Origin of the sequence: Roseivivax isoporae LMG 25204 (assembly GCF_000521865.1) — a bacterium.
Classification (GTDB): domain Bacteria; phylum Pseudomonadota; class Alphaproteobacteria; order Rhodobacterales; family Rhodobacteraceae; genus Roseivivax; species Roseivivax isoporae.
Genome location: NZ_JAME01000030.1, coordinates 38,698 through 61,060 on the forward strand (window position 1 = coordinate 38,698; position 22,363 = coordinate 61,060).

At 71.9% G+C, this 22,363-nt stretch carries 21 protein-coding genes; 8 read left to right on the plus strand and 13 right to left on the minus strand.

Annotation, left to right across the window (positions count from 1 at the left end; translation table 11 throughout):
• Positions 1-3: 3 nt before the first annotated feature.
• From plsY to RISW2_RS17275, 4 genes are read right to left on the minus strand one after another with little or no spacing between them, the layout of a single operon-like run.
• Complete coding sequence (gene plsY, locus RISW2_RS17260; protein WP_043773504.1) at positions 4-612, minus strand: glycerol-3-phosphate 1-O-acyltransferase PlsY; 609 nt, start codon at positions 610-612, stop codon at positions 4-6.
• The gene (locus RISW2_RS17265; RefSeq protein ID WP_051492125.1) at positions 612-1,946 is read right to left on the minus strand and encodes a dihydroorotase; all 1,335 of its coding nucleotides are present in this window, start codon (positions 1,944-1,946) and stop codon (positions 612-614) included. The genes plsY and RISW2_RS17265 overlap by 1 nt, the downstream gene beginning before the upstream one ends.
• Positions 1,943-2,488, minus strand: coding sequence for an aspartate carbamoyltransferase catalytic subunit (locus RISW2_RS17270; protein WP_244437625.1), 546 nt, complete (start codon positions 2,486-2,488; stop codon positions 1,943-1,945). Before RISW2_RS17270 ends, RISW2_RS17265 begins: the two co-directional genes overlap by 4 nt.
• A 5-nt stretch (positions 2,489-2,493) precedes the next feature.
• Complete coding sequence (locus tag RISW2_RS17275; RefSeq protein WP_043773507.1) at positions 2,494-3,444, minus strand: aspartate carbamoyltransferase catalytic subunit; 951 nt, start codon at positions 3,442-3,444, stop codon at positions 2,494-2,496.
• 144 nt (positions 3,445-3,588) lie between these two features.
• Between RISW2_RS17275 and RISW2_RS17280 the strand changes: the two genes are divergently transcribed.
• From RISW2_RS17280 to RISW2_RS17295, 4 genes are all read left to right on the plus strand, one after another.
• Entirely contained in the window at positions 3,589-4,386 is a 798-nt protein-coding gene (locus RISW2_RS17280; protein WP_043773509.1) for a uracil-DNA glycosylase, read from the plus strand.
• On the plus strand, positions 4,383-4,925 hold the full coding sequence (gene moaB, locus RISW2_RS17285) for a molybdenum cofactor biosynthesis protein B (protein ID WP_043773510.1): 543 nt from the start codon (positions 4,383-4,385) through the stop codon (positions 4,923-4,925). The genes RISW2_RS17280 and moaB overlap by 4 nt, the downstream gene beginning before the upstream one ends.
• 102 nt (positions 4,926-5,027) lie before the next feature.
• The gene (locus RISW2_RS17290; protein WP_043773512.1) at positions 5,028-6,497 is read left to right on the plus strand and encodes an efflux RND transporter periplasmic adaptor subunit; all 1,470 of its coding nucleotides are present in this window, start codon (positions 5,028-5,030) and stop codon (positions 6,495-6,497) included.
• 4 nt (positions 6,498-6,501) lie between these two features.
• On the plus strand, positions 6,502-9,885 hold the full coding sequence (locus tag RISW2_RS17295) for an efflux RND transporter permease subunit (RefSeq protein WP_043773513.1): 3,384 nt from the start codon (positions 6,502-6,504) through the stop codon (positions 9,883-9,885).
• Positions 9,886-9,889: 4 nt separating this feature from the next.
• Here the strand turns inward: RISW2_RS17295 and RISW2_RS17300 are convergent, their stop codons facing one another.
• Entirely contained in the window at positions 9,890-10,720 is an 831-nt protein-coding gene (locus RISW2_RS17300) for a protein-disulfide reductase DsbD domain-containing protein (protein WP_051492126.1), read from the minus strand.
• Between the two features lie 154 nt (positions 10,721-10,874).
• On the opposite strand from RISW2_RS17300, the gene RISW2_RS17305 reads away from it, so the two are divergent.
• Positions 10,875-11,450: a YqgE/AlgH family protein gene (locus RISW2_RS17305; RefSeq protein ID WP_043773534.1), complete on the plus strand. Its 576-nt coding sequence runs from the start codon at positions 10,875-10,877 to the stop codon at positions 11,448-11,450.
• A 7-nt stretch (positions 11,451-11,457) separates the two neighbouring features.
• On the opposite strand, the gene RISW2_RS17310 is transcribed toward RISW2_RS17305, so the two are convergent.
• Together RISW2_RS17310 and RISW2_RS17315 are read right to left on the minus strand one after the other, a co-directional pair.
• Positions 11,458-12,393, minus strand: coding sequence for an aldo/keto reductase (locus tag RISW2_RS17310; RefSeq protein ID WP_043773514.1), 936 nt, complete (start codon positions 12,391-12,393; stop codon positions 11,458-11,460).
• 66 nt (positions 12,394-12,459) lie between these two features.
• Positions 12,460-13,047, minus strand: a complete 588-nt coding sequence (locus RISW2_RS17315) for a VOC family protein (RefSeq protein ID WP_043773516.1) — start codon at positions 13,045-13,047, stop codon at positions 12,460-12,462.
• Positions 13,048-13,211: 164 nt separating this feature from the next.
• On the opposite strand from RISW2_RS17315, the gene RISW2_RS17320 reads away from it, so the two are divergent.
• The 3 genes from RISW2_RS17320 to RISW2_RS17330 all read left to right on the plus strand — a co-directional run bounded on the left by RISW2_RS17320 (position 13,212) and on the right by RISW2_RS17330 (position 15,464).
• Positions 13,212-13,976, plus strand: a complete 765-nt coding sequence (locus RISW2_RS17320) for a vWA domain-containing protein (RefSeq protein ID WP_244437623.1) — start codon at positions 13,212-13,214, stop codon at positions 13,974-13,976.
• A gap of 91 nt (positions 13,977-14,067) precedes the next feature.
• The gene (locus RISW2_RS17325) at positions 14,068-14,982 is read left to right on the plus strand and encodes a hypothetical protein (RefSeq protein ID WP_043773517.1); all 915 of its coding nucleotides are present in this window, start codon (positions 14,068-14,070) and stop codon (positions 14,980-14,982) included.
• A 41-nt stretch (positions 14,983-15,023) separates the two neighbouring features.
• On the plus strand, positions 15,024-15,464 hold the full coding sequence (locus RISW2_RS17330; RefSeq protein ID WP_043773518.1) for a phosphate-starvation-inducible PsiE family protein: 441 nt from the start codon (positions 15,024-15,026) through the stop codon (positions 15,462-15,464).
• Positions 15,465-15,528: 64 nt separating this feature from the next.
• Here the strand turns inward: RISW2_RS17330 and RISW2_RS17335 are convergent, their stop codons facing one another.
• From RISW2_RS17335 to RISW2_RS17360, 6 genes are all read right to left on the minus strand, one after another.
• Positions 15,529-16,602 (minus strand): BMP family ABC transporter substrate-binding protein, encoded by a 1,074-nt coding sequence (locus RISW2_RS17335; RefSeq protein ID WP_043773519.1) that lies wholly within the window; start codon positions 16,600-16,602, stop codon positions 15,529-15,531.
• 140 nt (positions 16,603-16,742) lie between these two features.
• The gene (locus RISW2_RS17340; protein ID WP_043773520.1) at positions 16,743-17,660 is read right to left on the minus strand and encodes an ABC transporter permease; all 918 of its coding nucleotides are present in this window, start codon (positions 17,658-17,660) and stop codon (positions 16,743-16,745) included.
• On the minus strand, positions 17,660-18,745 hold the full coding sequence (locus RISW2_RS17345) for an ABC transporter permease (protein WP_043773522.1): 1,086 nt from the start codon (positions 18,743-18,745) through the stop codon (positions 17,660-17,662). Before RISW2_RS17345 ends, RISW2_RS17340 begins: the two co-directional genes overlap by 1 nt.
• A gap of 27 nt (positions 18,746-18,772) precedes the next feature.
• The gene (locus RISW2_RS17350; RefSeq protein WP_043773523.1) at positions 18,773-20,296 is read right to left on the minus strand and encodes an ABC transporter ATP-binding protein; all 1,524 of its coding nucleotides are present in this window, start codon (positions 20,294-20,296) and stop codon (positions 18,773-18,775) included.
• Complete coding sequence (xdhC, locus tag RISW2_RS17355) at positions 20,272-21,189, minus strand: xanthine dehydrogenase accessory protein XdhC (protein ID WP_043773524.1); 918 nt, start codon at positions 21,187-21,189, stop codon at positions 20,272-20,274. The genes RISW2_RS17350 and xdhC overlap by 25 nt, the downstream gene beginning before the upstream one ends.
• Positions 21,186-22,363 (minus strand): molybdopterin cofactor-binding domain-containing protein (locus tag RISW2_RS17360; RefSeq protein WP_043773525.1); only part of this gene is annotated, 1,178 nt, incomplete at its 5' end. The genes RISW2_RS17360 and xdhC, both read right to left, overlap by 4 nt.

A 22,363-nucleotide genomic window follows, 5' to 3' on the forward strand; every position in this document is an offset into this window, starting at 1 on the left:
AGGTCAGGGCTTGCGGCCAAGCCGCGGCTCGGTGCCCGCGCGCAGCCGGGCGAGGTTCTGCCGATGCCGCCAGTAGAGCAGCAGGGTCATCGCGATCCCGATGAGGAGAACGTCGCCCCGGCCGAGGAACACCATCCAGATGGTGGAGGAGGCCGCCGCCGCCAGCGCGCCCACGCTCGACACCCGCGTCAGCGCGACGCCCGCGATCCAGGTCGCGCAGGTCAGGAGCCCCACGGGCCAGATCAGCGCCAGCAGCACCCCGAGGAAGGTCGCGACCCCTTTGCCGCCACGGAACCGCAGCCAGGCCGGGTAGCAGTGTCCGACGAAGGCCAGGAGCCCCGCCACCTGCGCCGCGTCCTCGCCCGCCGCGAGCCGCGCGGCCAGCACCGCCAGCGCGCCCTTCACGGCGTCGAGGATCAGCGTCAGCGCGCCGGCGCTCTTCGAGCCGGTGCGCAGGACGTTGGTGGCGCCGATATTGCCCGACCCGATGCTGCGCGGATCGACAAGCCCCATGGCGCGGGTGACCACCAGCCCGAAGGGCACCGAGCCGGCAACGTAGCCGAGGAGGCCCCAGAGCAGGAGGACGGCCAGAGGGGAATCGATCGGGGGCATCAGGCGCTCTCGTAGACGACGGAACCGGCGACGAACGTCTTCAGGACCTTACCCTGCAGCCGCGCGCCGTCAAACGGCGTGTTCTTGGACTTCGAACGCAGCCCGAACCGGTCGAGCACGAAGGGCTTGTCGGCGTCGAAGAGGACGAGGTCCGCGGGCGCGCCCACGGCGAGCCGTCCGCCGTCGAGCCCGAGCCGCCGCGCGGGGTTCAGCGCGAGGGCCCGGAAAAGGACCGGCAGGTCGAGGTCGCCCGAATGGTAGAGCCGCAGCAGGACCGGCAGCATGGTCTCGAGCCCCACGGCGCCGGAGGCCGCCTCCTCGAAGGGCAGGCGCTTCGATTCCTCGTCCTGCGGCGTGTGCATGGACGAGATCGTGTCGATGAGCCCCGAGCGCACCGCCTCGATCACCGCCTGCCGGTCGTCCTCGGACCGGAGCGGCGGCTTCACCTTGAAGAACGTGCGGTAATCCGCGACGTCCATCTCGTTCAGCGTCAGGTGGTGCATGGACGTGCCCGCGGTCACGTCGAAGCCGTTGCGCTTGGCGCGCTCGAGCGCGGGCAGGGCGCGCGCGGTGGTGATCTGGTCGGCATGGAGCCGGACGCCCGTCATCTCGACGAGCGCGATGTCGCGGTCGAGCCCCATGCGCTCGGCCATGGCCGAGACGGAGGGCAGGCCGCGCAGCGTCGCGAACTTGCCCGAGGTCGCCGCCGTGCCGCGGCTCAGGCCCGGCTCCTGCGGATGGGTGACGATCAGCGCGCCGAGGCCCGCGGCATAGGTCATCGCGCGCGACAGGACGCGGGTGTCGGTGACCACGTGGTCGCAATCGGTGAAGGCGACGGCGCCGGCATCCATGAGAAAGCCGATCTCGGTCATCTCGCGGCCCTCGCGCCCCTTGGTCAGCGCGGCCATGGGAAGGACGGTGACCGGCGCGGCCTCGACGGCGCGGCGGCGGATGAACTCGAGCGTCTCGGGCGTGTCGATGGCGGGAAGTGTGTCCGGCCGCGTCACCATCGTGGTGACGCCGCCCGCCGCGGCGGCGGCGCCGGCGGTCTTGTAGCTTTCCTTGTGCCGCTCGCCAGGCTCGCAGACCTTCACCCCGATATCGACGATCCCGGGGGCGAGGAAACGGTCGTTCGCGTCGATCCGGTTGCGGTCCGGCACGCGGCCCGCGTCGATCTCGGGCTCGGGCGCATCGATGATCTCGGTGATGCGGCCGCCTTCGATCAGCAGGCTGCCGGCACGCACGGCGCCGGCCTCGGGGTCGACGAGGCGCGCGTTGCGGATCAGCACGGGCGCGTCGCGGTGGAGCGCGATCGGGGTCTCGGGGCCGCTCATCCGCCGAGCCCCAGCCCGATGGCGAGCGCGCCCACGAAGAGGACGATCAGCAGCACCGCGAGCGCGCGCAGGAGCCGGTTGCCCCCGAGCGCCCGGCCGCCGTCGCGGCTGGAGCCGCCGGACGTTCCGCGCGCGGCCTCGGAATGCAGGGGCGCCGCGGCCCGCCGCACCCGCGGCTCGAGGAACGTGCCGATCCAGCGCAGCGGTGACTGCACGTTCAGGACCTGCGCGGTATGGTCGAAGGCCTGGCTCGGCAGCACCACCACATGGCCCGCGAGCGCGTCGAGCTGCGGCCGCGCGGCTTCGAAATCCGGGCCCGACAGGGCATGCGCCTCGGCGAGGTAGGTCGACAGGGCCATGTCGCCGAGATCCGAGAGGCGCACGACCTCGACGAAGGCCGGGCGCAGCGTCTCGGCGCCGAGCGCGTATTGCAGCGGCCATTCGCCGGTGCCCGCCTGCGTGGTGAAGCGTTCGACCGCGTCGGCGGGCAGGTCGAGGTGGAAGACGCGCGTCACGCCCTCCTCGGCGGCGCTGATCTCCATCCGGGTCACGTGATCACCTCGGTCGGGCGGGCGCGCAGGTTGCGGGCCAGGAGGTCCATGGCCGCCATGCGCACCGCGACGCCCATCTCGACCTGTTCCTGGATCACCGAGCGGTTGATGTCGTCGGCCAGCGTGCCGTCGATCTCGACCCCGCGGTTCATCGGCCCGGGATGCATCACGATGGCGTCCTCCTTGGCATGGGCGAGCTTTTCCGCATCGAGCCCGTAGCGGTGGTAATATTCGCGCTCGGAGGGGATGAACCCGCCGTCCATCCGCTCCTTCTGCAGGCGCAGCATCATCACCACGTCCGCGTCCTTCAGCCCCTCGCGCATGTCGTGGGTGACCTCGACGCCGAAGCCGTCGATGCCGGCGGGCAGGAGCGTCGGCGGCGCGACGAGCCGCACGCGGTTCTCCATCCGGTGCAGGAGCAGGATGTTCGACCGCGCGACGCGGCTGTGCGCGATGTCGCCGCAGATCGCGACGGTCAGCCGGTGCAGCCGTCCCTTCGCCCGGCGGATGGTCAGCGCGTCGAGCAGCGCCTGCGTCGGGTGCTCGTGCCGACCGTCGCCGGCGTTGATGACCGCGCATCGGACCTTCTGCGCCAGGAGGTCGACCGCCCCCGATTGCGGGTGGCGCACCACGAGCAGGTCGGGATGCATGGCGTTCAGGGTCATCGCCGTGTCGATCAGCGTCTCGCCCTTCTTGATCGACGAGGCCTGCATCGACATCGACATGACGTCCGCGCCGAGCCGCTTGCCGGCCAGCTCGAAGCTCGCCTGCGTGCGGGTCGAGTTCTCGAAGAACATGTTGACCTGGGTGAGGCCCGCAAGGCTCGTCGCGTGCTTCTCGCGCTGGCGGCCGAGCGCCACGTAGCGGTCCGCGAGGTCGAGCAGCGTCACGATCTCGTCCGGGCGCAGCGGGTCGATCCCGAGAAGGTGGCGATGGTCGAAACGCATGGGAAACGGGTCTCCGTCGGGCGGTCCGGGGCGTTGTAGCGGCGCGGGCATGGGGCGGCAAGGCCGAGCCGGCAGACGGGCCGGCGCGCGGCCGCTGCCAAACGGCGCATTCCGCTCGGGCGCGCGGAACCTTAGGATGCGCGCATGGAATCGGCTCTGGACTGGCACGCGGCACTGGCGGCACTCGAATGGCAGGTGGATCTCGGCGTGACCGAGACCATCGCCGAGGGACCCGTGAACCGGTTCGAGGTCGCGGCCGAGCCGCCCCGGGCGGCCGCGATCACCGCCGCCGCCGCACCTGCGGCGCCGGCAGAGGTCGATCCGGTCGCAGAGGCGACGCGCGCCGCCGACGCCGCGGCCGACCTCGACGCCCTGCGCGCGGCCATGGAGGCCTATCCGCATTGCGACCTGCGCCGCGGCGCGCGGAACTGCGTCTTCGCGGACGGTGCGCCCTCGGCGCGGCTGATGATCGTGGGCGAGGCGCCGGGCCGCGAGGAGGACCTGCAGGGCCGCCCCTTTGTCGGGCGGGCCGGGCGGCTTCTCGACGCGATGCTCGCGGCGATCGGGCTCGGTCGCGACCGGTCGGGCGACGCGGGCGTCTACATCACCAACGTGCTGCCGTGGCGGCCGCCGCAGAACCGCGATCCCGCCGCCGAGGAGATCGCGATGATGCTGCCGTTCCTGCGCCGGCACGTGGCGCTCGCCGACCCGGACGTGCTGGTGGTCATGGGCAACATCTCGGCGCGGGCGGTGCTGGGCCGGAGCGGCATCACCCGGCTGCGCGGCACCTGGACCGAGGCGATGGACCGCCCGTGCCTGCCGATGTTCCACCCCGCCTACCTCCTGCGCAATCCCGCCGCCAAGCGCGAGGCGTGGGGGGACCTCCTCGACCTCAGGGCGCGGCTGGCCGCGTCGAACCCCAAGGACATTCCCGCCCCATGAGCCGCATCGACACGTCCCGCGATTTCCTGCCCGTCCGCATCGCCGTCCTGACCGTCAGCGACACCCGCGGCGCGGCGGACGACCGCTCGGGCGACACGCTGGTCGCCCGCCTGACCGAAGCCGGCCACACCCTTGCCGCCCGCGACATCGTGCGCGACGACCGCGACGTCATCGCCGGTCGGCTGCGCGCCTGGTGCGCCGATCCCGAGGTGGATGTCGTGATCTCGACCGGGGGGACCGGGCTCACCGGCCGCGACGTGACGGTGGAGGCACACCGCGACGTCTACGAGAAGGAGATCGAGGCCTTCGGCACCGTGTTCACCATCGTGTCGATGCAGAAGATCGGCACGTCGGCGGTGCAGTCGCGCGCGACCGGGGGCGTCGCGAACGGCACCTACCTCTTCGCGCTGCCGGGCTCGCCCTCGGCCTGCCGCGATGCGTGGGACGAGATCCTCGCGCCGCAGCTCGACTACCGGCACCGGCCCTGCAACTTCGTCGAGATCCTGCCGCGTCTCGACGAACACCTGCGACGGAAGTGAGGGCCCGGTCCGTAAAATCCCCGAGAGCCCGCATGGGACCGGCGCGCGGGCGCGCCATCTGAACGCGGCAAGCGGCACCGGAACGGGGAGGACGGACACGACATGCGGTTCCTGAGACGCAGCCTCGGCGGCCTGTTCATGACCGCGCTCACGCTCGCGCTGCTCGTCTGGGCGGCGGCGCTGGTGCGCGATGCGATCGCCGTGCGGCTGGCCGACGATCCGCCGCGCCCCGAGGGGCAGGAGCGCGTGTTCTCGGTGAACGTGGTGCTGCCCGAGGCCGAGACGTTGCGCCCGGTGCTGACTGCCTATGGCGAGGTGCGCACGCGCCGCGAGCTCGAGATCCGGGCGGGCACCTCGGGGCGGATCGTCGCGCTGTCGCCCTCCATGGACGAGGGCGGGCGCGTCGCCGCGGGCGAGGTGCTCGCCCGGATCGATCCGGCCGATGCCGAGGCCGCGCGCGATCGCGCGCGGTCAGATCTCGAGGATGCCGAGGCCGAGGGGCGCGAGGCGCGGCGCGCGGTGACGCTGGCGCGCGACAACCTCGACGCGGCCGAGGAGCAGGCGGCGCTCTATGCCCGCGCGCTGACCCGCCAGCGCGACCTTGGCGAGCGCGGCGTCGGCAGCACCTCGGCCGTCGAGGATGCCGAGCTCGCCGCCGCGGCGGCCCGTGCGACGGTGATCCAGCGCCGGCAGGCGGTGGCGGAGGCCGAGGCGCGGGTCGACCGGTCCGCGACGCTGCGCCGCCGGGCCGCCATCGCCGTCGAGGAGGCCGAGCGCGCGCTGGCCGATACCGAGATCCGCGCGGATTTCGCGGGCGTGCTCAGCGAGGTCTCCGTCGTCGAGGGCCGGCTCGTCTCCGAGAACGAGCAGATCGCGCGGCTGATCGATCCCGATGCGCTCGAGGTCGCCTTCCGCGTCTCGACCGAAGGCTACGCGCGGCTGCTCGACGGGGACGGTGCGCTGCGGGACGCCGAGGTGACGGTCACGCTCGACGTCTTCGGAACCGACATCGTGGCCGAGGGCCGCGTCGACCGTGCGGCGGGATCGGTGGCGGACGGCGAGACCGGCCGGGTGATCTACGCGCGGCTCGACCGCGCGCCGGGGTTCCGGCCGGGGGACTTCGTGACCGTGACCGTGGCGGAGCCGCCCCTGTCCGGGGTGGCGCGGCTGCCCGCGACGGCGATGGACCCCGCCGGCGCGGTGCTCGCCATCGGACCCGAGGACCGGCTCGAGGCGGTGCCGGTCACGCTGCTGCGCCGTCAGGGCGACGACATCCTCGTGGTCGCCGACGCCGTGGCCGGCCGGCAGGTCGTGGCGCAGCGCACGCCGCTTCTCGGTGCCGGGATCAAGGTGCGCGCCATCGGGCGCGCGGTTCCCGACGAGCTGGCCGCGACGGAGGCCGAGGCCGATTTCGTCTCGCTCACCGAGGAGCGGCGCGCGCGCCTCGTGAGCTTCGTCGAAGGCAACGAGCGCATGCCCGAGACCGCGCGCCAGCGCATCCTCGCGCAACTCGCCGAGCCGCAGGTGCCCGCGGACGTGGTGCGCCGCATCGAAGCCCGGATCGGGGGCTGATCAAGTGGCGCGGCGCGACGCAGGCGGGCTCTCGGGGCTGATCGGGTATTTCACCACCCACCGGACGCTCGCGAACCTCCTTCTCGTGGTGATGGTCGCGGCGGGCGCCGCGGCCCTGCCCAACATGCGGGCCCAGTTCTTTCCCGACACGGTGATCGAGGAGATCGACGTGGACGTGGTCTGGGAGGGTGCGGGGGCCGAGGATGTCGACGCGGGCATCGTCCAGCTTCTCGAGCCCGCGCTCGTGGCCGTCGACGGCGTCGCCGCGACCGAGGCACGTTCGGAGGAGGGCCGCGCGAGCCTCGAGATCCAGTTCGAGCCGGGCTGGGACATGGCGCGCGCGGCGAACGACGTGCGCGCGGCGGTCGACGCGGTGACCGGCCTGCCGCAGGAGGCCGAGGATCCCGAGGTCACGCGCAACAACTGGTTCGACCGGGTGACCGACGTGGTCGTCACCGGCCCGGTCGAGCCGCAGCAGCTCGCGGGATACGCCGACACCTTCGTCGCGCGGCTCTTCGAGGCAGGGGTGACCAATGCCACGATCCGCGGCCTCGCTGCCCCCCGCACGGTGGTCGAGGTGCCGTCGGCGAGCCTCATCGCCCACGACCTCACGCTGACCGACTTCGCCGACGCCATCGCCGCAGAGGTCGACGCCGACCCCGCGGGCGAGGTGGAGGGGGCGAACGCGCGCGTGCGCACGGGGCAGGAGAAACGCGCCGCGGACGAGATCGCGGGCATCGTCCTGCGCTCGAACCGCGACGGCACCAACCTGACCGTGGGCGACGTGGCGCGCGTGCGGGTCGAGGGCATCGACCGGCTGCGCAGCTACTACGTGGGCGACAACCCGGCGATCTCGATCCGCGTCGACCGCACCGCCCGCGGCGACGCCATCGCCATCCAGAACCAGGTCGAGGAGATCGCCGCCGAACTCACGGCCGAGCTGCCGGGCGGCACGCGCATCGACCTGATCCGCACCCGGTCCGAGGAGATCAGCGCGCGGCTCGACATCCTGGTCGAGAACGGCCTGACGGGCCTCGTGCTGGTGCTGGCGCTGCTCTTCCTGTTCCTGAACGCGCGCGTGGCCTTCTGGGTCGCAGCGGGCATCCCCACGGCGATGCTGGCGGCGGTGGCGCTGATGTACCTGGGTGGCATCACGTTCAACATGGTGTCGCTCTTCGCGCTCATCATCACGCTCGGCATCGTCGTCGACGACGCGATCGTGGTGGGCGAACATGCGGACGCGCTGGCCCGGCGCGGCCTGCCCCCGGCCGAGGCGGCCGAGCAGGCGGCGCGGCGGATGGCGCTGCCGGTGTTCTGCGCGACGCTGACCACGGTCATCGCCTTCTTCGGGCTGACCGTCATCGGCGGACCCTTCGGCGACATGATCCGCGACATCCCCTTCACGGTTATCGCCGTGCTGCTGGCAAGCCTCGCGGAATGCTTCCTGATCCTGCCGAACCACATGGCGCACGCGCTTGCCCGCTCGGGGGAGGACCGCTGGTACGACGCTCCTTCTCGCGTGGTGAACCGCGGCTTCCGGCATGTGCGGGAACGACTGTTCCGCCCGCTGATGCGCGGCGTGATCGCCGCGCGCTACCCGGTGCTCGCGGCGGCCGTCGTGGCGCTTGCGGCCTCGGCCGCACTGATGATCCGGGGCGACGTGCAGTGGCGCTTCTTCAACGCGCCCGAGCAGTCCTCGATCTCCGGCAACTTCGCCATGGCGCCGGGCGCCACGCGCGCGGACAGCCTCGCCATGATGCGCGAGATGCAGCGCGCGACCGAGGCGCTCGCGGCAGAATACGCGGAGCGGCACGGCACGAACCCGGTCGCCTACGTGATGACCGAGATCGGCGGCAGCGCCGGACGCGGGCTCGCCGGCACCGAGAACAAGGACCCGGACCTGCTGGGATCGATCTCGATCGAGCTGATCGACGCGGACCTGCGGCCCTTCTCGACCTTCGCCTTCGTCGGTGAACTGCAGGAGGCGGTGGTGCCGCATCCGCTGGCCGAGACGGTCAGCTTCCGCGGCTGGCGTTCGGGGCCGGGTGGCGATGCGATCGACGTCGAGTTCTCGGGCGCCGAGGCATCGGTGCTGAAACAGGCGGCCGAGGATCTGAAGGCGGCGCTCGGCCGCTTTCCCGAAGTCTCGGCGCTCGAGGACAATCTCGCCTACGACCAGGAGGAGCTGATCCTCGAGCTGACGGCGCAGGGGCAGGCGCTGGGCTTCGACATCGACGGGCTGGGCCGCACGCTGCGCGCACGGCTTGCCGGCGTCGAGGCGGCGACCTATCCGCTCGGGCCGCGCTCGGCCGAGATCCGGGTGCAACTGCCCGAGGACGAGCTGACCGCCGACTTCCTGTCGACCACCCAGCTGCGGACGCCGGACGGCGCCTACGTGGCGCTCGCCGACATCGTCGAAGTCGAGCGGCGCACCGGGTTCTCGACCGTGCGGCGCGAGAACGGGGTGCGCGTGATCTCGGTCACCGGCGACATCTCGGGCGACGATCCGGACCGCGCCGCGGGCATCATGGAGGCGCTCGAGCAGGAGATCCTGCCCGCAATCTCGGCCGAGCGGCAGGTGGACTACACGCTGTCGGGCCTGTCCGAGGACGAGGACGCGTTCCTGTCTGACGCGTTCGCGGGCCTCGTCTTCGTGCTGCTCGGCATCTACCTCGTGCTCGCCTGGGTCTTCGCCAGCTGGTCGCGGCCGCTGGTGGTGATGGCGGTCATTCCCTTCGGGCTCGTCGGCGCGATCTGGGGGCACCAGGTCTGGGACGTGCCGGCGTCGATGTTCACGGTCGTGGGGCTGCTTGGCATGACCGGGATCATCATCAACGATTCCATCGTTCTGGTGACGCAGATCGACGAATACGCGCGCGACCGCGGCATGGCGCCGGCCATCGTCGACGGCGCCGCGGACCGGCTGCGCCCGGTGCTGCTGACCACGCTGACCACGGTCCTCGGGCTTGCGCCGCTGCTCTACGAGGGGTCGAGCCAGGCCGAGTTCCTGAAGCCCACGGTCGTGACGCTGGTCTTCGGGCTGGCGTTCGGGATGCTGCTCGTTCTGCTGGTGGTGCCCGCGCTGCTCGCCGTGGGCGAGGACATCGCACGGTCGCGGGCCGCGTTCCGGCGCGGGCTCAGGCATCGCCGGCAGGGGCCCCGGCTGGGGCTCGGGGCGGTGGGCGCGCTCGCCCTGGGCTGGCTCGGGGTCACGGTGGGCTGGACCGCGCTCACGGGCACGCCGCCCGCGCCGCTTGCCGCGCACCTGCCGGCGGACGCGGGGACCGGCGCGGCTTTCCTCGTGTTCGCGGCGGGGCTCCTGGTGCTCTGCGGGGCGGCCTACCTGGCCGGGGCCGTGGCACTCCGGCGCGGGCGCCGCGCCACCTGAGGCGTCAGCCGGTGCAGCCGTGGATGTCCACCGCCTGGCCATCGGCGATCACGGTGATGCGCAGCCCCGAGCGGTCGAGCGCGAAGGGCCGTCCGTCCACGTGTTCGAGGCGGGTCTCGGCGGTCAGCGTGCCGCCGGCGCGGCGCGTGTCGGGCTCGGCCACCCAGACCTCGGGATTGCGCGCCTCGATCACGGTTTCCTCGTCGCGGCCGAGCGTCGGCATCTCGATCTCGGCGGTCAGCCGCAGCGCGTGCCCGTCCTGCGCCACGCGGCAGGTCACGCCGCGGACGCCCGCCTCGGAGGCCGAAAAGGGCCGCGACGCGAGCGCCGCCGCGATCACGGGGTCCGGCCGGGCGCCCGCGCCCGGAAGGGTGCCCGAGATCCGCAGCGTCGCCGGCAGGCAGATGTCCTTGCAGACGCCGAGCTGCATCTCGGCCGACAGCTCCACGTCGCCGGGCGCGCCCGGCGAGATCATGAGCGGCAGCACCACGCGGTCGGAATAGCCGACCGACCGCATGCCGGACTGGCGGAACACGTGCGGCACGGGCCAGGCGATGCTGAGCGTGCGCGCGTTCCGCGAGCCCGACCAGTCGAAGACCGGCGGGATGCCCGCGTCGCCCGGCGCGCGCCAGTAGGTCTTCCAGCCGGGCGCGAGGCGCAGTTCCAGCGCCGCCACATGCGTGCCGTCGGGGCGCCGCCATCCCGGCCGCAGCTCGGCCGAGATCGCTTCCTCCGCCATCGCGGGCGCCGGGCGCGCGACGGGTGCCGCCACGAGGCAGAGAACGGCAAGCGCGCGCGCGATGCGGGCAGTCCTGGACGGGGTTCGGTCAAACATGGCGCGAGGATTGGCGCAGCCGCGCTGAAATGGAAAGTCACGTTCCGGCGACAGGCGGCCGAGTGCGACATGCCGTCCCCGCCCGCGGGACGCGGCCTTGCGCCCGCGGATGCGAGCCGTCATGCTGCGGGGCATGACCGCATCGGAGCCACTCATGCCGTCCGACGACAGTCCCACGGACTTCACCGGGAAGCTCCTGATCGCCATGCCGGGGATGGGCGATTCCCGATTTTCCGGCAGCGTGGTGTTCATGTGCGCCCATTCCGAGGAAGGGGCGATGGGGCTGATCGTGAACAAGCCCGCGCCCGAGATCGACATGGCGATCCTGCTCGAGCAGCTGTCCATCGAGGGCGGGGAGGACCTGACCGAGGAACAGGTGCGGTTCGGCGGCCCGGTCGAGACCGGCCGCGGCTTCGTGCTGCACTCGCCGGACTACACCTCGGTCGTGACCACGCTCGAGGTGAACGAGAGCTTTCACATGACAGCGACGCTCGACATCCTCGAGGAGATCGGCCGCGGCACCGGGCCGACCGACCGGCTGATGTGCCTGGGCTACGCCGGCTGGGGCCCCGGCCAGCTCGAATCGGAGTTCGCGCAGAACGGCTGGCTCGTCTGCGACGCGACGCCCGAGCTCGTCTTCCGCACGCCGGACGCCCGCAAGTGGGAGGCCGCTCTGCAATCGATCGGCGTCGCGGCGCTGGCCCTGTCGGCCGAGGGCGGGCGGGCCTGAGCGACGCTCAGGCCTCCTCGCTGCGGTCCGTCGCGGGTGGCGGCGGCGGCATCAGCGCCGAGATCCGCGCGTAGAGCGCGTCGTCCATGTCGAAGCCCATCGCGGCGAGGGAGGGGGCGACCTGTTCGACCGACCGCGCCGAGAGGATCGGCACGGGCCGCGCCGCGTGCCGTGCCACCCATGCGACCGCGAGCGTCGCCGGATCGATCCCCACGTCGCGCGCGATCTCGGCCAGACCCGCGGCCGCGGCGTGCATCTCGGGCGCGCCGTAGCGCCGGGCATACATCGTGTCCTCGGTCAGCCGGCCTGAGCTGCCCGCGGCATACTTGCCGGTCAGGAGCCCGCCGCCGAGCGGCGAGTAGGGCACGGGCAGGATGCCCTCAGAGGCACACATGGGCAGGATCTCGACCTCGGCCTGCCGCTTGACCACGTTGTACATGGGCTGCAGCACGTCGATGCGCGTGCCGAGGCGCGTCGCGATGGCCTGCGCCTTCATCACCTGCCACGCGGCGGAGTTCGACAGCCCCAGGTGCCGCACGAGGCCCTCGTCCTGCAGCTCGGCCAGCGTGCCGATCGTCTCCTCGAGCGGCGTGTCCGGGTCGAAGCGATGCAGGTAGAGAAGGTCGATCCGGTCCATCCCGAGCCGCGACCGGCAGGTGTCGAACTGGCTGCGAATCGCCGCCCGCCCGCAGCCGGGGGTGTTGGCGACCTTGGTGGCGATGAAGAGCGCGTCGCGCTCGGCCGCGGCGAACCGGCCGAGCAAGGTCTCGGACCGCCCCTCGGTATAGACCCAGGCGGTGTCGAAATGCCGGATGCCCGCGGCGCGGCACGCATCGAACAGCGCCCGGCTCTGCGCCTCGTCGGCGCGCCCGCCGAACTGCATCGTGCCGAAGGCATAGGGCGGAACGGCCGATCCGTCCGGCGTGGTCAGCGTGGTCGTCATGGGCATCTCCCGTGGTCCGACCGCGACGATGCCGGGGCGGGCGCGCGGACGGAAGGGGCCGCCCGCTCAGCGCGCATAGGGGTCCTTGGGCGCGCGGTCGTCAGACAGCGTCGATTGCCGGCGCGTGACCAGCAGTTCGATCGCGTCGGCCAGGTGCTCCTCGGCGATGTGGTGGTCGCCGCGCGAGACGCGGATGCGGTGCGCCTCGATCATCACGTCCGCATGGGTGCAGCCCACGGGCGGTTCGAACTTGTAGGTCGCGAGCTCGATCAGCAGGCCCAGCGGATCCTTGAAGTAGATCGAGTCCATGAACCCGCGGTCCTTCGGGCCCGAATGGCCGATGCCGCGCGCGTCCAGCCGCTTGACCGCCTGCAGCCAGCTCGCGCGGCTGACGTTGAACGCGATGTGGTGCACGCAGCCCGGATCGGTGGGCGTGCGCCGGTGCACGGGCTTGCGGGCTTCGTTGGTGAAGATGGTGATGAGCCGCCCGTCGCCCGGGTCGAAGTAGAGGTGCCCCTCGTCCGGATCGTCGAGATTGGGCTGGTCGAACACGAAGGGCATGCCCAGCACGCCTTCCCAGAAATCGATGCTGGTCTGCCGGTCGGCGCCGGTGAGCGTGATGTGGTGCACGCCCTGCACCTGGAGTTTCTGCATGGCTGTCATTCCCCTCGTGGACTTGCCTTGCCCGGAATCCTAGCGGCGCGAACGCGTTTGGCGACCACCGCCGCGCGGTCGGGTGGTCAGCGGCAGAAAGCACGCAACCTTAAGGCGGTCTCTGCTAAGCTCGGACGATCGGGGTTCGGTTGCGGAGAGCGCCCATGCGCGAAAGGCCGGGCAGGACGGGAGGGGGGCTCGCGGCGGGGCTGCGGGGCCTGCGGGCGGCGCTTCTCGCGGGCTGCCTGATGGCGCCCGCAGGCCGCGCCTCCGAGCTTTGCACCGACGACGCCATGATCGTCTTCGACGGCTCGGGGTCAATGTCCGAGATTGGCTTCGATCCCTCGGGCGCGCCCCGGATCATCGAGGCGCGCCGCGCGGTCCGCGAGGCGATCCCGGGGATCGCGGGCACCCGGCGGCTGGGGCTCATCGTCTACGGGCCGGGCGGAAACCCGGTCTGCGACAACGTGCACCTGCGCTTCGGGCCGGTCTGGGGGGCCGCCGACCCGATCATCGGCGCGGTGGAGGCGCTCTGGCCCGCGGGGGCCACACCCCTCACCGACGCGGTGCTGCGCGCGGCGGAGGTCCTCGATTACCGCAACCGTCCGGGCGCGATCCTGCTCATCACCGACGGCAAGGAGACCTGCGGCGGCGCCCCCTGCCGGCTGGCGAGCCACCTCGCCGCGGCGGGGCGCGACCTGACGGTGCACGTGGTGGGCTTTCGCCTGCGGCCGGGGCCCGTGCGCTGGGGCAGCCGCGGCGCGCCGGACGACACGGTGGCCTCGGTGGCGCGCTGCCTCGCCGACGCGACGGGCGGGCAGTACGTCACCGCCGATTCGGCCGACGACCTTGTCGCGGCCATGCGGGTCACGCTCGGCTGCAACCTGATGGGCGCGGCGCCCGCGCGCGACGAAAACCGCCCTGGCTGAGATCCTGCCGCGCCGACGTCCGGTTTGCCTTACCTTGCGTCACCTTCAACCCATGATAGAACGAAGGGATATTTGAGGAAGGAATTGCACCATGCCAGACGGGACCATGAAGCGCCCGGAACCGGCCCGCGATTTCCGGCTCGACGATCTCCAGGCGGGGCGCAGGGACCCGCGCGGTCGGCTGGTGCGGGACATCCTCTGGGCCGTGGACGAATTCAAGATCTACCGCACCGACGCGGGCATCTCGCCCTTCTTCTCCGACGATCCCGACCTCGCGCGCGAGCAGAAGGGAATCTACCTGCGGATCGGCGAGGGCATCGCCGATTTCAACCACCTGATCCACACCCTGCGCCCGCATTGGTGGGTCGTGCCGGTCGAGACCCGCCGCCGCGCGGACCTCGTGCATTACGAACGCGAACTGGCACGCTGCATCGCGCAGGCGCTGCTCGGCCACGAGAACGAGGCCGCCGCCTCGCTCGTCTCGCTCCGCCAGCGGCTGGCCGCGCGCATCGCCAACCGCGCGCGGGTCGTGCACCTGATGATCAACGTGATCCTCGTGGCCGTTGCCATCGTCGGCGCGCTGAGCTTCGCGCGGTCGAGCTACGTCTCGGCCTTCGCCTTCGACGTCAAGGAGTTCTCCCTCGCGGTGATGATGGGCGCGGTCGGCGCGCTCTTCTCCACCACGGTGCGGCTGCAGAGCATGGAGGTCGATCCGACCGTCACCCAGATGATGCACTGGGTCTACGGCGCGCAGCGGGTGCTGGTGGGCGCCATGGGCGCGCTCGTGATCTATTTCGGCTTCCGCTCGGGCGTGCTGACAGGGCTCTTCCAGCCGCCGAGCGGCACCGCCCTGCCGATCGGCGCGGGCCGGTTCGATCCCTACTGGCTGAGCTTCATCTGCGTGATGGCTGGGTTCTCGGAACGGCTGGTGCCGAACCTCCTCGACGGTCAGGCGGCGCAGATGATGCGCGGCACGCCGGCAGAGCCGGACCGCCCGCGCGGTTGAGCGGCGCGGGACAGGGCGCCCGGGCGCCCTAGCTCGGGGGCATGGAACAGGTGACGCAACGGGTGTTCTCGGCCTTCTCGCGGCTCGTGGCGGTGCTGCTGCTCGTGGGGGCGGCCGCGGTGGTGCTTCTGGCGGTGGCGGCCTTCCTCGGCGAGGTGGTGCAGGTCGCGCGCGACACGCGCGGGGCGGTGACCTACGGCACGCTCCAGACGCTCTTCGACCTTCTGCTCGGCGCGGTCATCGCGCTCGAGCTCGCGAACTCGGTCCAATTGATGGCGAGCGGGCAGCGCGGCTTCGCGCAGGTGCGCAGCATCCTCGTGATCGGCATCCTCGCCGTGGTGCGCAAGCTCATCGTGCTCGAGCTCGACTCGGTCACGGGCGTGCTCCTGATGGGGCTTGCGGCGGCGGTGCTGGCGCTCGGGCTGTCCTTCGCGGCGCTGTCATGGCTCGACGGGACTGCGCGGAGGCAGGGCGAGGATTGACCGCCCGGCGGTGCCGCCGGGCGGAAAAGGCGCCGGGCGCGGCAGGCGCGCCCGGATCCGTGGCTCAGTTCGGGATCTCGCCCGTCAGCCCTTCGACGTAGAAGTCCATGCCGAGCAGGGTCTCGTCGTCCGCGACCTCGCCCTCCTCGAGCCAGACCGATCCGTCCTGGCGGTTCAGCGGTCCGGTGAAGGGGTGGTACTCGCCCGAGGCGATGCTGTCCTTCAGCGCGAGCGCGTCGGCCTTGACGTCCTCGGGCACGGCCGAGCTGATCTCGCCGATCCCGACCATGCCGGGGCCGATGCCGTCCCAGGTGTCGTCGCTTTCCCAGGTGCCGTCGATGACCGCCTGCACGCGGTCGATGTAGTAGGGCGCCCAGTTGTCGATGATCGAGGACACCCGCGGCGACGGCGCGTATTCCGCCATGTCGGAAGCCTGGCCGAAGGTGATGACGTTGCCCGCCTCCTGCGCGGCGGCCTGCGGCGCGGTCGAATCGGTGTGCTGCAGGATGACGTCGGCGCCGTTCTCGATCAGCGCGCGGGCGGCGTCGGCCTCCTTGGCGGGATCGAACCAGGTGTAGGCCCAGACGACCGAAAACTCGACGTCGGGGTTTTCCTTCTTGGCGTGGATGTAGGCGGAGTTGATGCCGCGGATGACCTCGGGGATCGGGAAGGACGCGATGTAGCCGACCTTGTTCGTCTCGGTCATGCGGCCCGCGATCAGGCCCTGCACCGCGCGGCCCTCGTAGAAGCGGGCCGAGTACGTGCCGACATTGTCCGACCGCTTGTAGCCGGTGGCGTGCTCGAACTTCACGTCCGGAAACTTCGCCGCGACCTCCATGGTCGGGTCCATGTAGCCGAACGAGGTGGTGAAGATGATGTCGGCACCCGACAGCGCCATCTGGGTGATCGCGCGCACGGCGTCCGCGCCCTCGGGCACGCTTTCCTGGTAGACGGTCTCGACCTGGTCGCCGAAATGCTCCTCGAGGGCGAGGCGGGCCTGGTCGTGCTCGTAGGTCCAGCCGCCGTCGCCGATCGGGCCGACATAGATGAAGCCCGCCTTGACGGGATCGTCCTGGGCCAGCGCGCCGCCGGCGGCGAGCGCCAGAGCCGCGGTGGCGAGTAGGGTTCTGCGAAGCATGGAAATCTCCCCTGTTCTTCTGTCAGTTTTCGGATCGGATCATCGGCGCTTTCGCCCGCCCGGGGCAAGGCCGTGCGGGCCGGGCATGCCGGAAAACCCGCGCGCCACGGTCCCTTGTGCGCAGCGCGCGTGCGGCGGCCCTACTGCGTGGCATGGAACGGCCGGCCGAGCGAGGCGGGCGCGGCATGCGCGCCGCGCGCCGAGATGAGGACGAGGACGGCGATGGTCACGAGGTAGGGCGACGCCGACAGGAGCGCCACGGGCACCTGCGCGCCGGCCGCCTGCAGGTTCAGCTGCAGCACGGTGACGCCGCCGAAGAGGTAGGCGCCGACCAGGACGCGCCACGGCCGCCACGAGGCGAAGACCACGATGGCGAGCGCGATCCAGCCCGCCCCCGCGGTCATTCCCTCGGTCCATTGCGGGACGCGCACGAGGCTCAGATAGGCGCCGCCGAGCCCCGCGCAGGCCCCGCCGAAGAAGATCGCGAGAAGCCGGATGCGCACCACCTTGTAGCCGAGCGCGTGCGCGGCCTCGTGGTTCTCGCCGACCGCGCGCAGCACGAGGCCCGCGCGCGTGTAGCGCAGGAACGCCCAGACCGCCGCGACCAGAAGGAGCGAGAGGTAGACCACCGCGTCGTGGGTAAAGAGCATCCGGCCCACCACCGGCAGGTCCGAGAGCGGTCCGAGATCGAGCCGCGGCAGGACCGGCGACTTCATCCCCTCGTAGGGCTTGCCGATGAGCGCCGAGAGGCCGAGGCCCACGAGCGTCAACCCGAGACCCGTCGCCACCTGGTTCGACAGGAAGATCTGCGTGAGGACGCCGAAGGTGAGCGACAGCGCGGCGGCCGCCAGCGCCGCCGCGGCGAAGCCCGTCGCGGCCGACCCGGTGCTGACCGCGACGGCGAATCCCACGACCGCCCCGGTGATCATCATGCCCTCGACCCCGAGGTTCAGGACACCCGCGCGTTCCACCACCATCTCGCCGATGGCGGCGAGGAGGAGCGGCGTCGCCGACAGCATCACCGACGCGATCAGCAGGACGGGATTGATGCTTTCCATCAGGCCTTTTCTCCCCTGCCGAGGCGCAGCCGGTAATTCGTGAGGACGTCGACGCCCAGGAGGAAGAACAGCAGCATCCCCTGGAAGAGCTGGATCGACGCGCCGGGCAGGCCGAGCATCAGCTGCGCGAGCTCGCCGCCGATATAGGTCAGCGCCATCAGGAGCCCGGCGAGCAGGATGCCCACCGGATGCAGCCGCCCGAGGAAGGCCACGATGATCGCGGTGAAGCCGTAGCCCGAGTTGAAGTCGATGGAGATCTGCCCGGCCGGCCCCGCCACCTCGAAGAGCCCGGCGAGCCCCGCGAGCGCCCCCGCGGTGCCGAGGCAGAAGATAACCACCCGCGCCGGGTTCACGCCCGCGAAACGCGCCGCGCGCGGCGCCTCGCCCGAGAGGCGGATGTTGAAGCCCTGGATGTGCCGCGTCAGCAGGATGTAGGCGAGGATCACGGCGATGAAGGCCGCGACCACGCCCCAGTGCAGGCCGGTGCCGGCGATCAGCTCGCGGTTCGCAGCGGCGTCCCATTGCGACAGGTTGCGCGAGCCCGGAAAACCGCGCCCCTCGGGGTTGCGCAACAGGCCCGAGGAGACCGAGGCGAGGATCGATTCGGCGACGTAGACCAGCATCAGCGACACGAGGATCTCGTTCGTGCCGAAGCGCGTCTTGAAGAAGGCGGGGATCATCGCCCAGGCCCAGCCGCCGAGCGCCCCCGCGACGACCATCAGCGGGAACACGAGGACGGAGGCGGACGGGTAGACCGCGAGCCCCGCCGCGGCGCCGCAGATCGCGCCCATGATGTACTGGCCCTCGGCGCCGATGTTCCAGATGCCGGCGCGGAAGCCCAGCGACAGCCCGATGGCGATGAGGATGAGCGGCCCCGCCTTCACGAGGAGCTGCGGCCGCGAATAGGCCGCGAACTGCGGGTCGAAGAGCGGATCCCAGAAGATCGTCCGGATCGCCTCGAGCGGCGCGACGCCCAGCGCGGCGAACATGGCGCCGCCCACGACCATGGTCAGCAGCACCGCGAGGACAGGGGCGGCCAGCATCCAGTGGCGCGAGGGCTGACGGCGTTTTTCGAGGACGATCATGCGCGGTCCCCGCGCGCGGGTGTCGGCTCAGGCATGGGCATGCGGGGCCTCCATGTCGTGGGCGCCGCCCATCATCAGGCCGATCTTCTCGACCGACAGGTCCGCCACGGGTCGCGCCGAGGTCAGGCGACCCTCGTTCAGGGCCGCGAACCGGTCGGAGATTTCCATGAGCTCGTCGAGGTCCTGGCTGATCACGATGATCCCGGCGCCGGCCTCGGCGAGGTCGAGGAGCGCCTGCCGGATCGCGGCCGCCGCGGCGGCGTCGACGCCCCATGTGGGCTGGTTGACCACCAGCACCTCCGGGCGCTGCAGGATCTCCCGGCCGATGACGAACTTCTGCAGGTTCCCGCCCGAAAGCGCGCGCGCCGCCGTGCCGGTGCCGGGCGTGCGCACGTCGAACCGGTCGATCACGGTCTGCGCGAAGTCGCGCGCGCGGCCCCAGTTGACGAAGCCGCGCGAGAGCAGCCCCTCGCGCCGCGCCGCGGTCAGCACCGCGTTCTCGGTCAGGCTCATGTCCGGCGCGGCGGCATGTCCCAGCCGTTCCTCGGGGCCCGAGAGCAGGCCTGCGTCCCGCCGGGCGAGGGGGCCCTTGCGGCTCACGTCCTGCCCCGAGAGCCGGACGCTGCCCGCGGGGGCCAGCCGTTCGCCCGACAGCGCGGCCAGGAGCTCGTCCTGACCGTTGCCGGCGACGCCGCCGATGCCCAGCACCTCGCCCCGGCGGAGCGTCAGGCTGATGTCGCGCAGGGGCGTGCCGAAAGCGCCCGGCGCCGGCAGCGACAGGCCCGCCACCTCGAGCAGAACCTCGCCCCTGGCACGCGGGCGCGCCACGGGCGCGGCAAAGCTCGCGCCGACCATCATCTCGGCCAGCTCGCGCGCCGAGACCTCGGCCGGGGTGCAGGTCGCGACCTTCTTGCCGAGCCTGAGGATCGTCGCCGTGTCGCAGAGCGCGCGGATCTCCTCGAGCTTGTGCGAGATGTAGAGGATCGACCGGCCCTCGGCCCGGAGCTGGCGCAGCGTGTCGAAGAGGATCGACACCTCCTGCGGCGTCAGCACCGAGGTCGGTTCGTCCATGATCAGGAGCCGCGGCTCCTGCAGGAGGCAGCGCACGATCTCGACCCGCTGGCGTTCGCCCGCCGACAGCGTGCCCACCACGCGGAAGGGGTCGAGCGGCAGGCCGTAGGCCTCGGACACCTCGCGGATGCGGCGGGCGAGGTCGCGGGTCCTGGGCGGCGCCTCCATCCCGAGGGCGACGTTCTCGGCCACGCTCAGCGCGTCGAAGAGCGAGAAGTGCTGGAACACCATCGCGACGCCCGCCCGCCGCGCCGCCGAAGGCTCGGAGGGTGCGTAGGGCGCACCGCCCAGCTGCATCTCGCCCGCGTCGGGCTTGACGAGGCCGTAGATCATCTTGACCAGCGTCGACTTGCCCGCGCCGTTCTCGCCGAGGAGCGCATGGATTTCGCCCTCGCCGATGGCGAAGGACACGTCGTCGTTGGCGACGACGCCGGGATAGGCCTTGGTGAGGCCGGTCAGGCTGAGGAGTGGCGCGGCCACGTGGCACCGTCCCTTGCGTTTTTTCGATCCAGTAGATCCGTGGCGACGCCGAGGGCAATGGCCTGCGGATGCTTGCCGAGCGATTTCTGCCCGATCGGGCAGCAGATGCGCGAAATCCGGGCAGCGTCATGGCCGAGCGCCGAGAGCCGGCTGGCGAACCGCGCGCGCTTGGTTTCGGACCCGATCAGCCCCGCGAAGGCGAAGTCGTGGCCGAGGAGCGCGTGGCAGAGCGCCAGGTCGATGTCGTGGCTGTAGGTCAGCACGAGGTGCATCGCGTCGTGCGGGGCGCGCGGCACCAGCCGTTCGGGTTCGGCCGCGGGCACTGTCGTCACGCCCTCGGGGACGGTTTCGGGAAAGCGCGCGGCGTCGGTGTCGACCCAGGTGATGGCGAGGCCGGGCAGGGGCGCCATGACCGCCACGACCGCGCGGCCGACATGGCCCGCGCCCCAGACCCAGAGCGGCGTCGCCGCGTCGGTCACCGGCTCGACCATCCAGCCCTCGACGAGCCGGGGCGCCGGGGCGGTGCCCGCCTCGATCAACCGCCGGACCGCCGGCGGCATCTCGCCGGGGCCGCGCGCGATCACGCGCGGATCGAGGTCGGCAAGCGCCGCGGCGACGTAGTGCTCGGTCAGGAGTGTCACCGCGCCGCCGCAGCACTGGCCGAGCGCGGGGCCGAGCGCGTGCCGCGTGATCCCGGTGCGGGCCAGCGCCGCCGCGGTCGCCTCGTATTCCAGTGCGCCCCCGCCGATCGTGCCGGACTGCCCGCCCTCCCAGACGAGCATCGCCGTGCCGACGCCGCGGGGCACCGAGCCGCGCGTCTCGGCGATGACGACGCGCGCGACGCGCCCGTGCCGCGCGACCGCGGCCTTGAGCGCCTCGAGGTCGAAGCTCATGCGCGCACCCGGGCGATCGCCGCGAGGACGCGTTCGGGCGTGGCCGGCGCGTCCAGCGCGGGATAACCCGGCCCGCACGCGGCGACCGCGTCCGACAGCGCGAGGAAGGTCGAGATGCCCAGCATGAGCGGCGGCTCTCCCACTGCCTTCGACCGGTAGATGGTTTCGGCGCGGTTCTCGCCGTCCCAGAGCGCGACGTTGAACACCTCGGGCACGTCCGAGCAGGCGGGGATCTTGTAGGTCGAGGGCGCGTGCGTCCTCAGGCGGCCGCTGTCGTCCCAGACGAGCTCCTCGGTCGTGAGCCAGCCCGCGCCCTGGATGAAGCCCCCTTCGACCTGGCCCAGGTCGATCGCGGGGTTCAGCGAGGCGCCGGCGTCGTGCAGGATGTCGGTCCGCAGCATCCGGTACTCGCCCGTCAGGGTATCGACCGCCACCTCCGTGCAGGCCGCGCCGTAGGCGAAATAGAAGAAAGGGCGCCCGTGGCCGCGGATGCGGTCCCAGGCGAGGTCAGGGGTGCGATAGAAGCCCGTGGCCGACAGGCTGACACGGTTCTCGTAGGCCAGCTTGACGGCCTCGGCGAAGGCGTAGCTCTCGCCGCCCACGTGCACGCGCCCGTCCTCGAAGCGGACCGCGGCGGGGTCGGCCTGGTGCCGTTCCGCGAGTAGGCCCGCGATGCGGTCGCGGATCGTGTCGCACGCCGCGCGCACCGCCATGCCGTTCAGGTCCGACCCGGACGACGCGGCCGTCGCCGAGGTGTTTGGGACCTTGGCGGTGTCCGTCGCGGTGATCTTGACCGCCGCCACGTCGACGCCGAAGCGGTGCGCGGCCACCTGCGCCACCTTGCGGAACAGGCCCTGTCCCATTTCGGTGCCGCCGTGGTTCATGGCGATCGATCCGTCCTGGTAGACATGCACCAGCGCGCCCGCCTGGTTGAGGTGGGTCAGGGTGAACGAGATTCCGAACTTCACGGGCGTGAGCGCGATGCCGCGTTTCAGGATCGTCTCGCGCGCGTTCCACTCGGCGACGGCCTGCCGCCGGCGGGCATAGTCGCAGGACGCGGCCAGCCGGTCGGTCAGCCCGTGCAGGATGAAATCCGTGACTTCCATGCCGTAGGGCGTCGACTGCGCGCGCGGCGCGGCGGGGGCCGCGCCCTCGGGCGGCAGCGAGCCGGTCG

Coding starts and splice junctions, on each gene's coding strand:
- RISW2_RS17300 (WP_051492126.1), bottom strand. CDS start 10,720: ATGTTTGACCGAACCCCGTCCAGGACTGCCCGCATCGCGCGCGCGCTT.
- RISW2_RS17305 (WP_043773534.1), top strand. CDS start 10,875: ATGCCGTCCGACGACAGTCCCACGGACTTCACCGGGAAGCTCCTGATC.
- RISW2_RS17270 (WP_244437625.1), bottom strand. CDS start 2,488: ATGGAGATCAGCGCCGCCGAGGAGGGCGTGACGCGCGTCTTCCACCTC.
- plsY (WP_043773504.1), bottom strand. CDS start 612: ATGCCCCCGATCGATTCCCCTCTGGCCGTCCTCCTGCTCTGGGGCCTC.
- RISW2_RS17340 (WP_043773520.1), bottom strand. CDS start 17,660: ATGGAAAGCATCAATCCCGTCCTGCTGATCGCGTCGGTGATGCTGTCG.
- RISW2_RS17275 (WP_043773507.1), bottom strand. CDS start 3,444: ATGCGTTTCGACCATCGCCACCTTCTCGGGATCGACCCGCTGCGCCCG.
- RISW2_RS17265 (WP_051492125.1), bottom strand. CDS start 1,946: ATGAGCGGCCCCGAGACCCCGATCGCGCTCCACCGCGACGCGCCCGTG.
- RISW2_RS17290 (WP_043773512.1), top strand. CDS start 5,028: ATGCGGTTCCTGAGACGCAGCCTCGGCGGCCTGTTCATGACCGCGCTC.
- xdhC (WP_043773524.1), bottom strand. CDS start 21,189: ATGAGCTTCGACCTCGAGGCGCTCAAGGCCGCGGTCGCGCGGCACGGG.
- RISW2_RS17280 (WP_043773509.1), top strand. CDS start 3,589: ATGGAATCGGCTCTGGACTGGCACGCGGCACTGGCGGCACTCGAATGG.
- RISW2_RS17325 (WP_043773517.1), top strand. CDS start 14,068: ATGCCAGACGGGACCATGAAGCGCCCGGAACCGGCCCGCGATTTCCGG.
- RISW2_RS17310 (WP_043773514.1), bottom strand. CDS start 12,393: ATGACGACCACGCTGACCACGCCGGACGGATCGGCCGTTCCGCCCTAT.
- RISW2_RS17345 (WP_043773522.1), bottom strand. CDS start 18,745: ATGATCGTCCTCGAAAAACGCCGTCAGCCCTCGCGCCACTGGATGCTG.
- moaB (WP_043773510.1), top strand. CDS start 4,383: ATGAGCCGCATCGACACGTCCCGCGATTTCCTGCCCGTCCGCATCGCC.
- RISW2_RS17330 (WP_043773518.1), top strand. CDS start 15,024: ATGGAACAGGTGACGCAACGGGTGTTCTCGGCCTTCTCGCGGCTCGTG.
- RISW2_RS17315 (WP_043773516.1), bottom strand. CDS start 13,047: ATGCAGAAACTCCAGGTGCAGGGCGTGCACCACATCACGCTCACCGGC.
- RISW2_RS17335 (WP_043773519.1), bottom strand. CDS start 16,602: ATGCTTCGCAGAACCCTACTCGCCACCGCGGCTCTGGCGCTCGCCGCC.
- RISW2_RS17320 (WP_244437623.1), top strand. CDS start 13,212: ATGCGCGAAAGGCCGGGCAGGACGGGAGGGGGGCTCGCGGCGGGGCTG.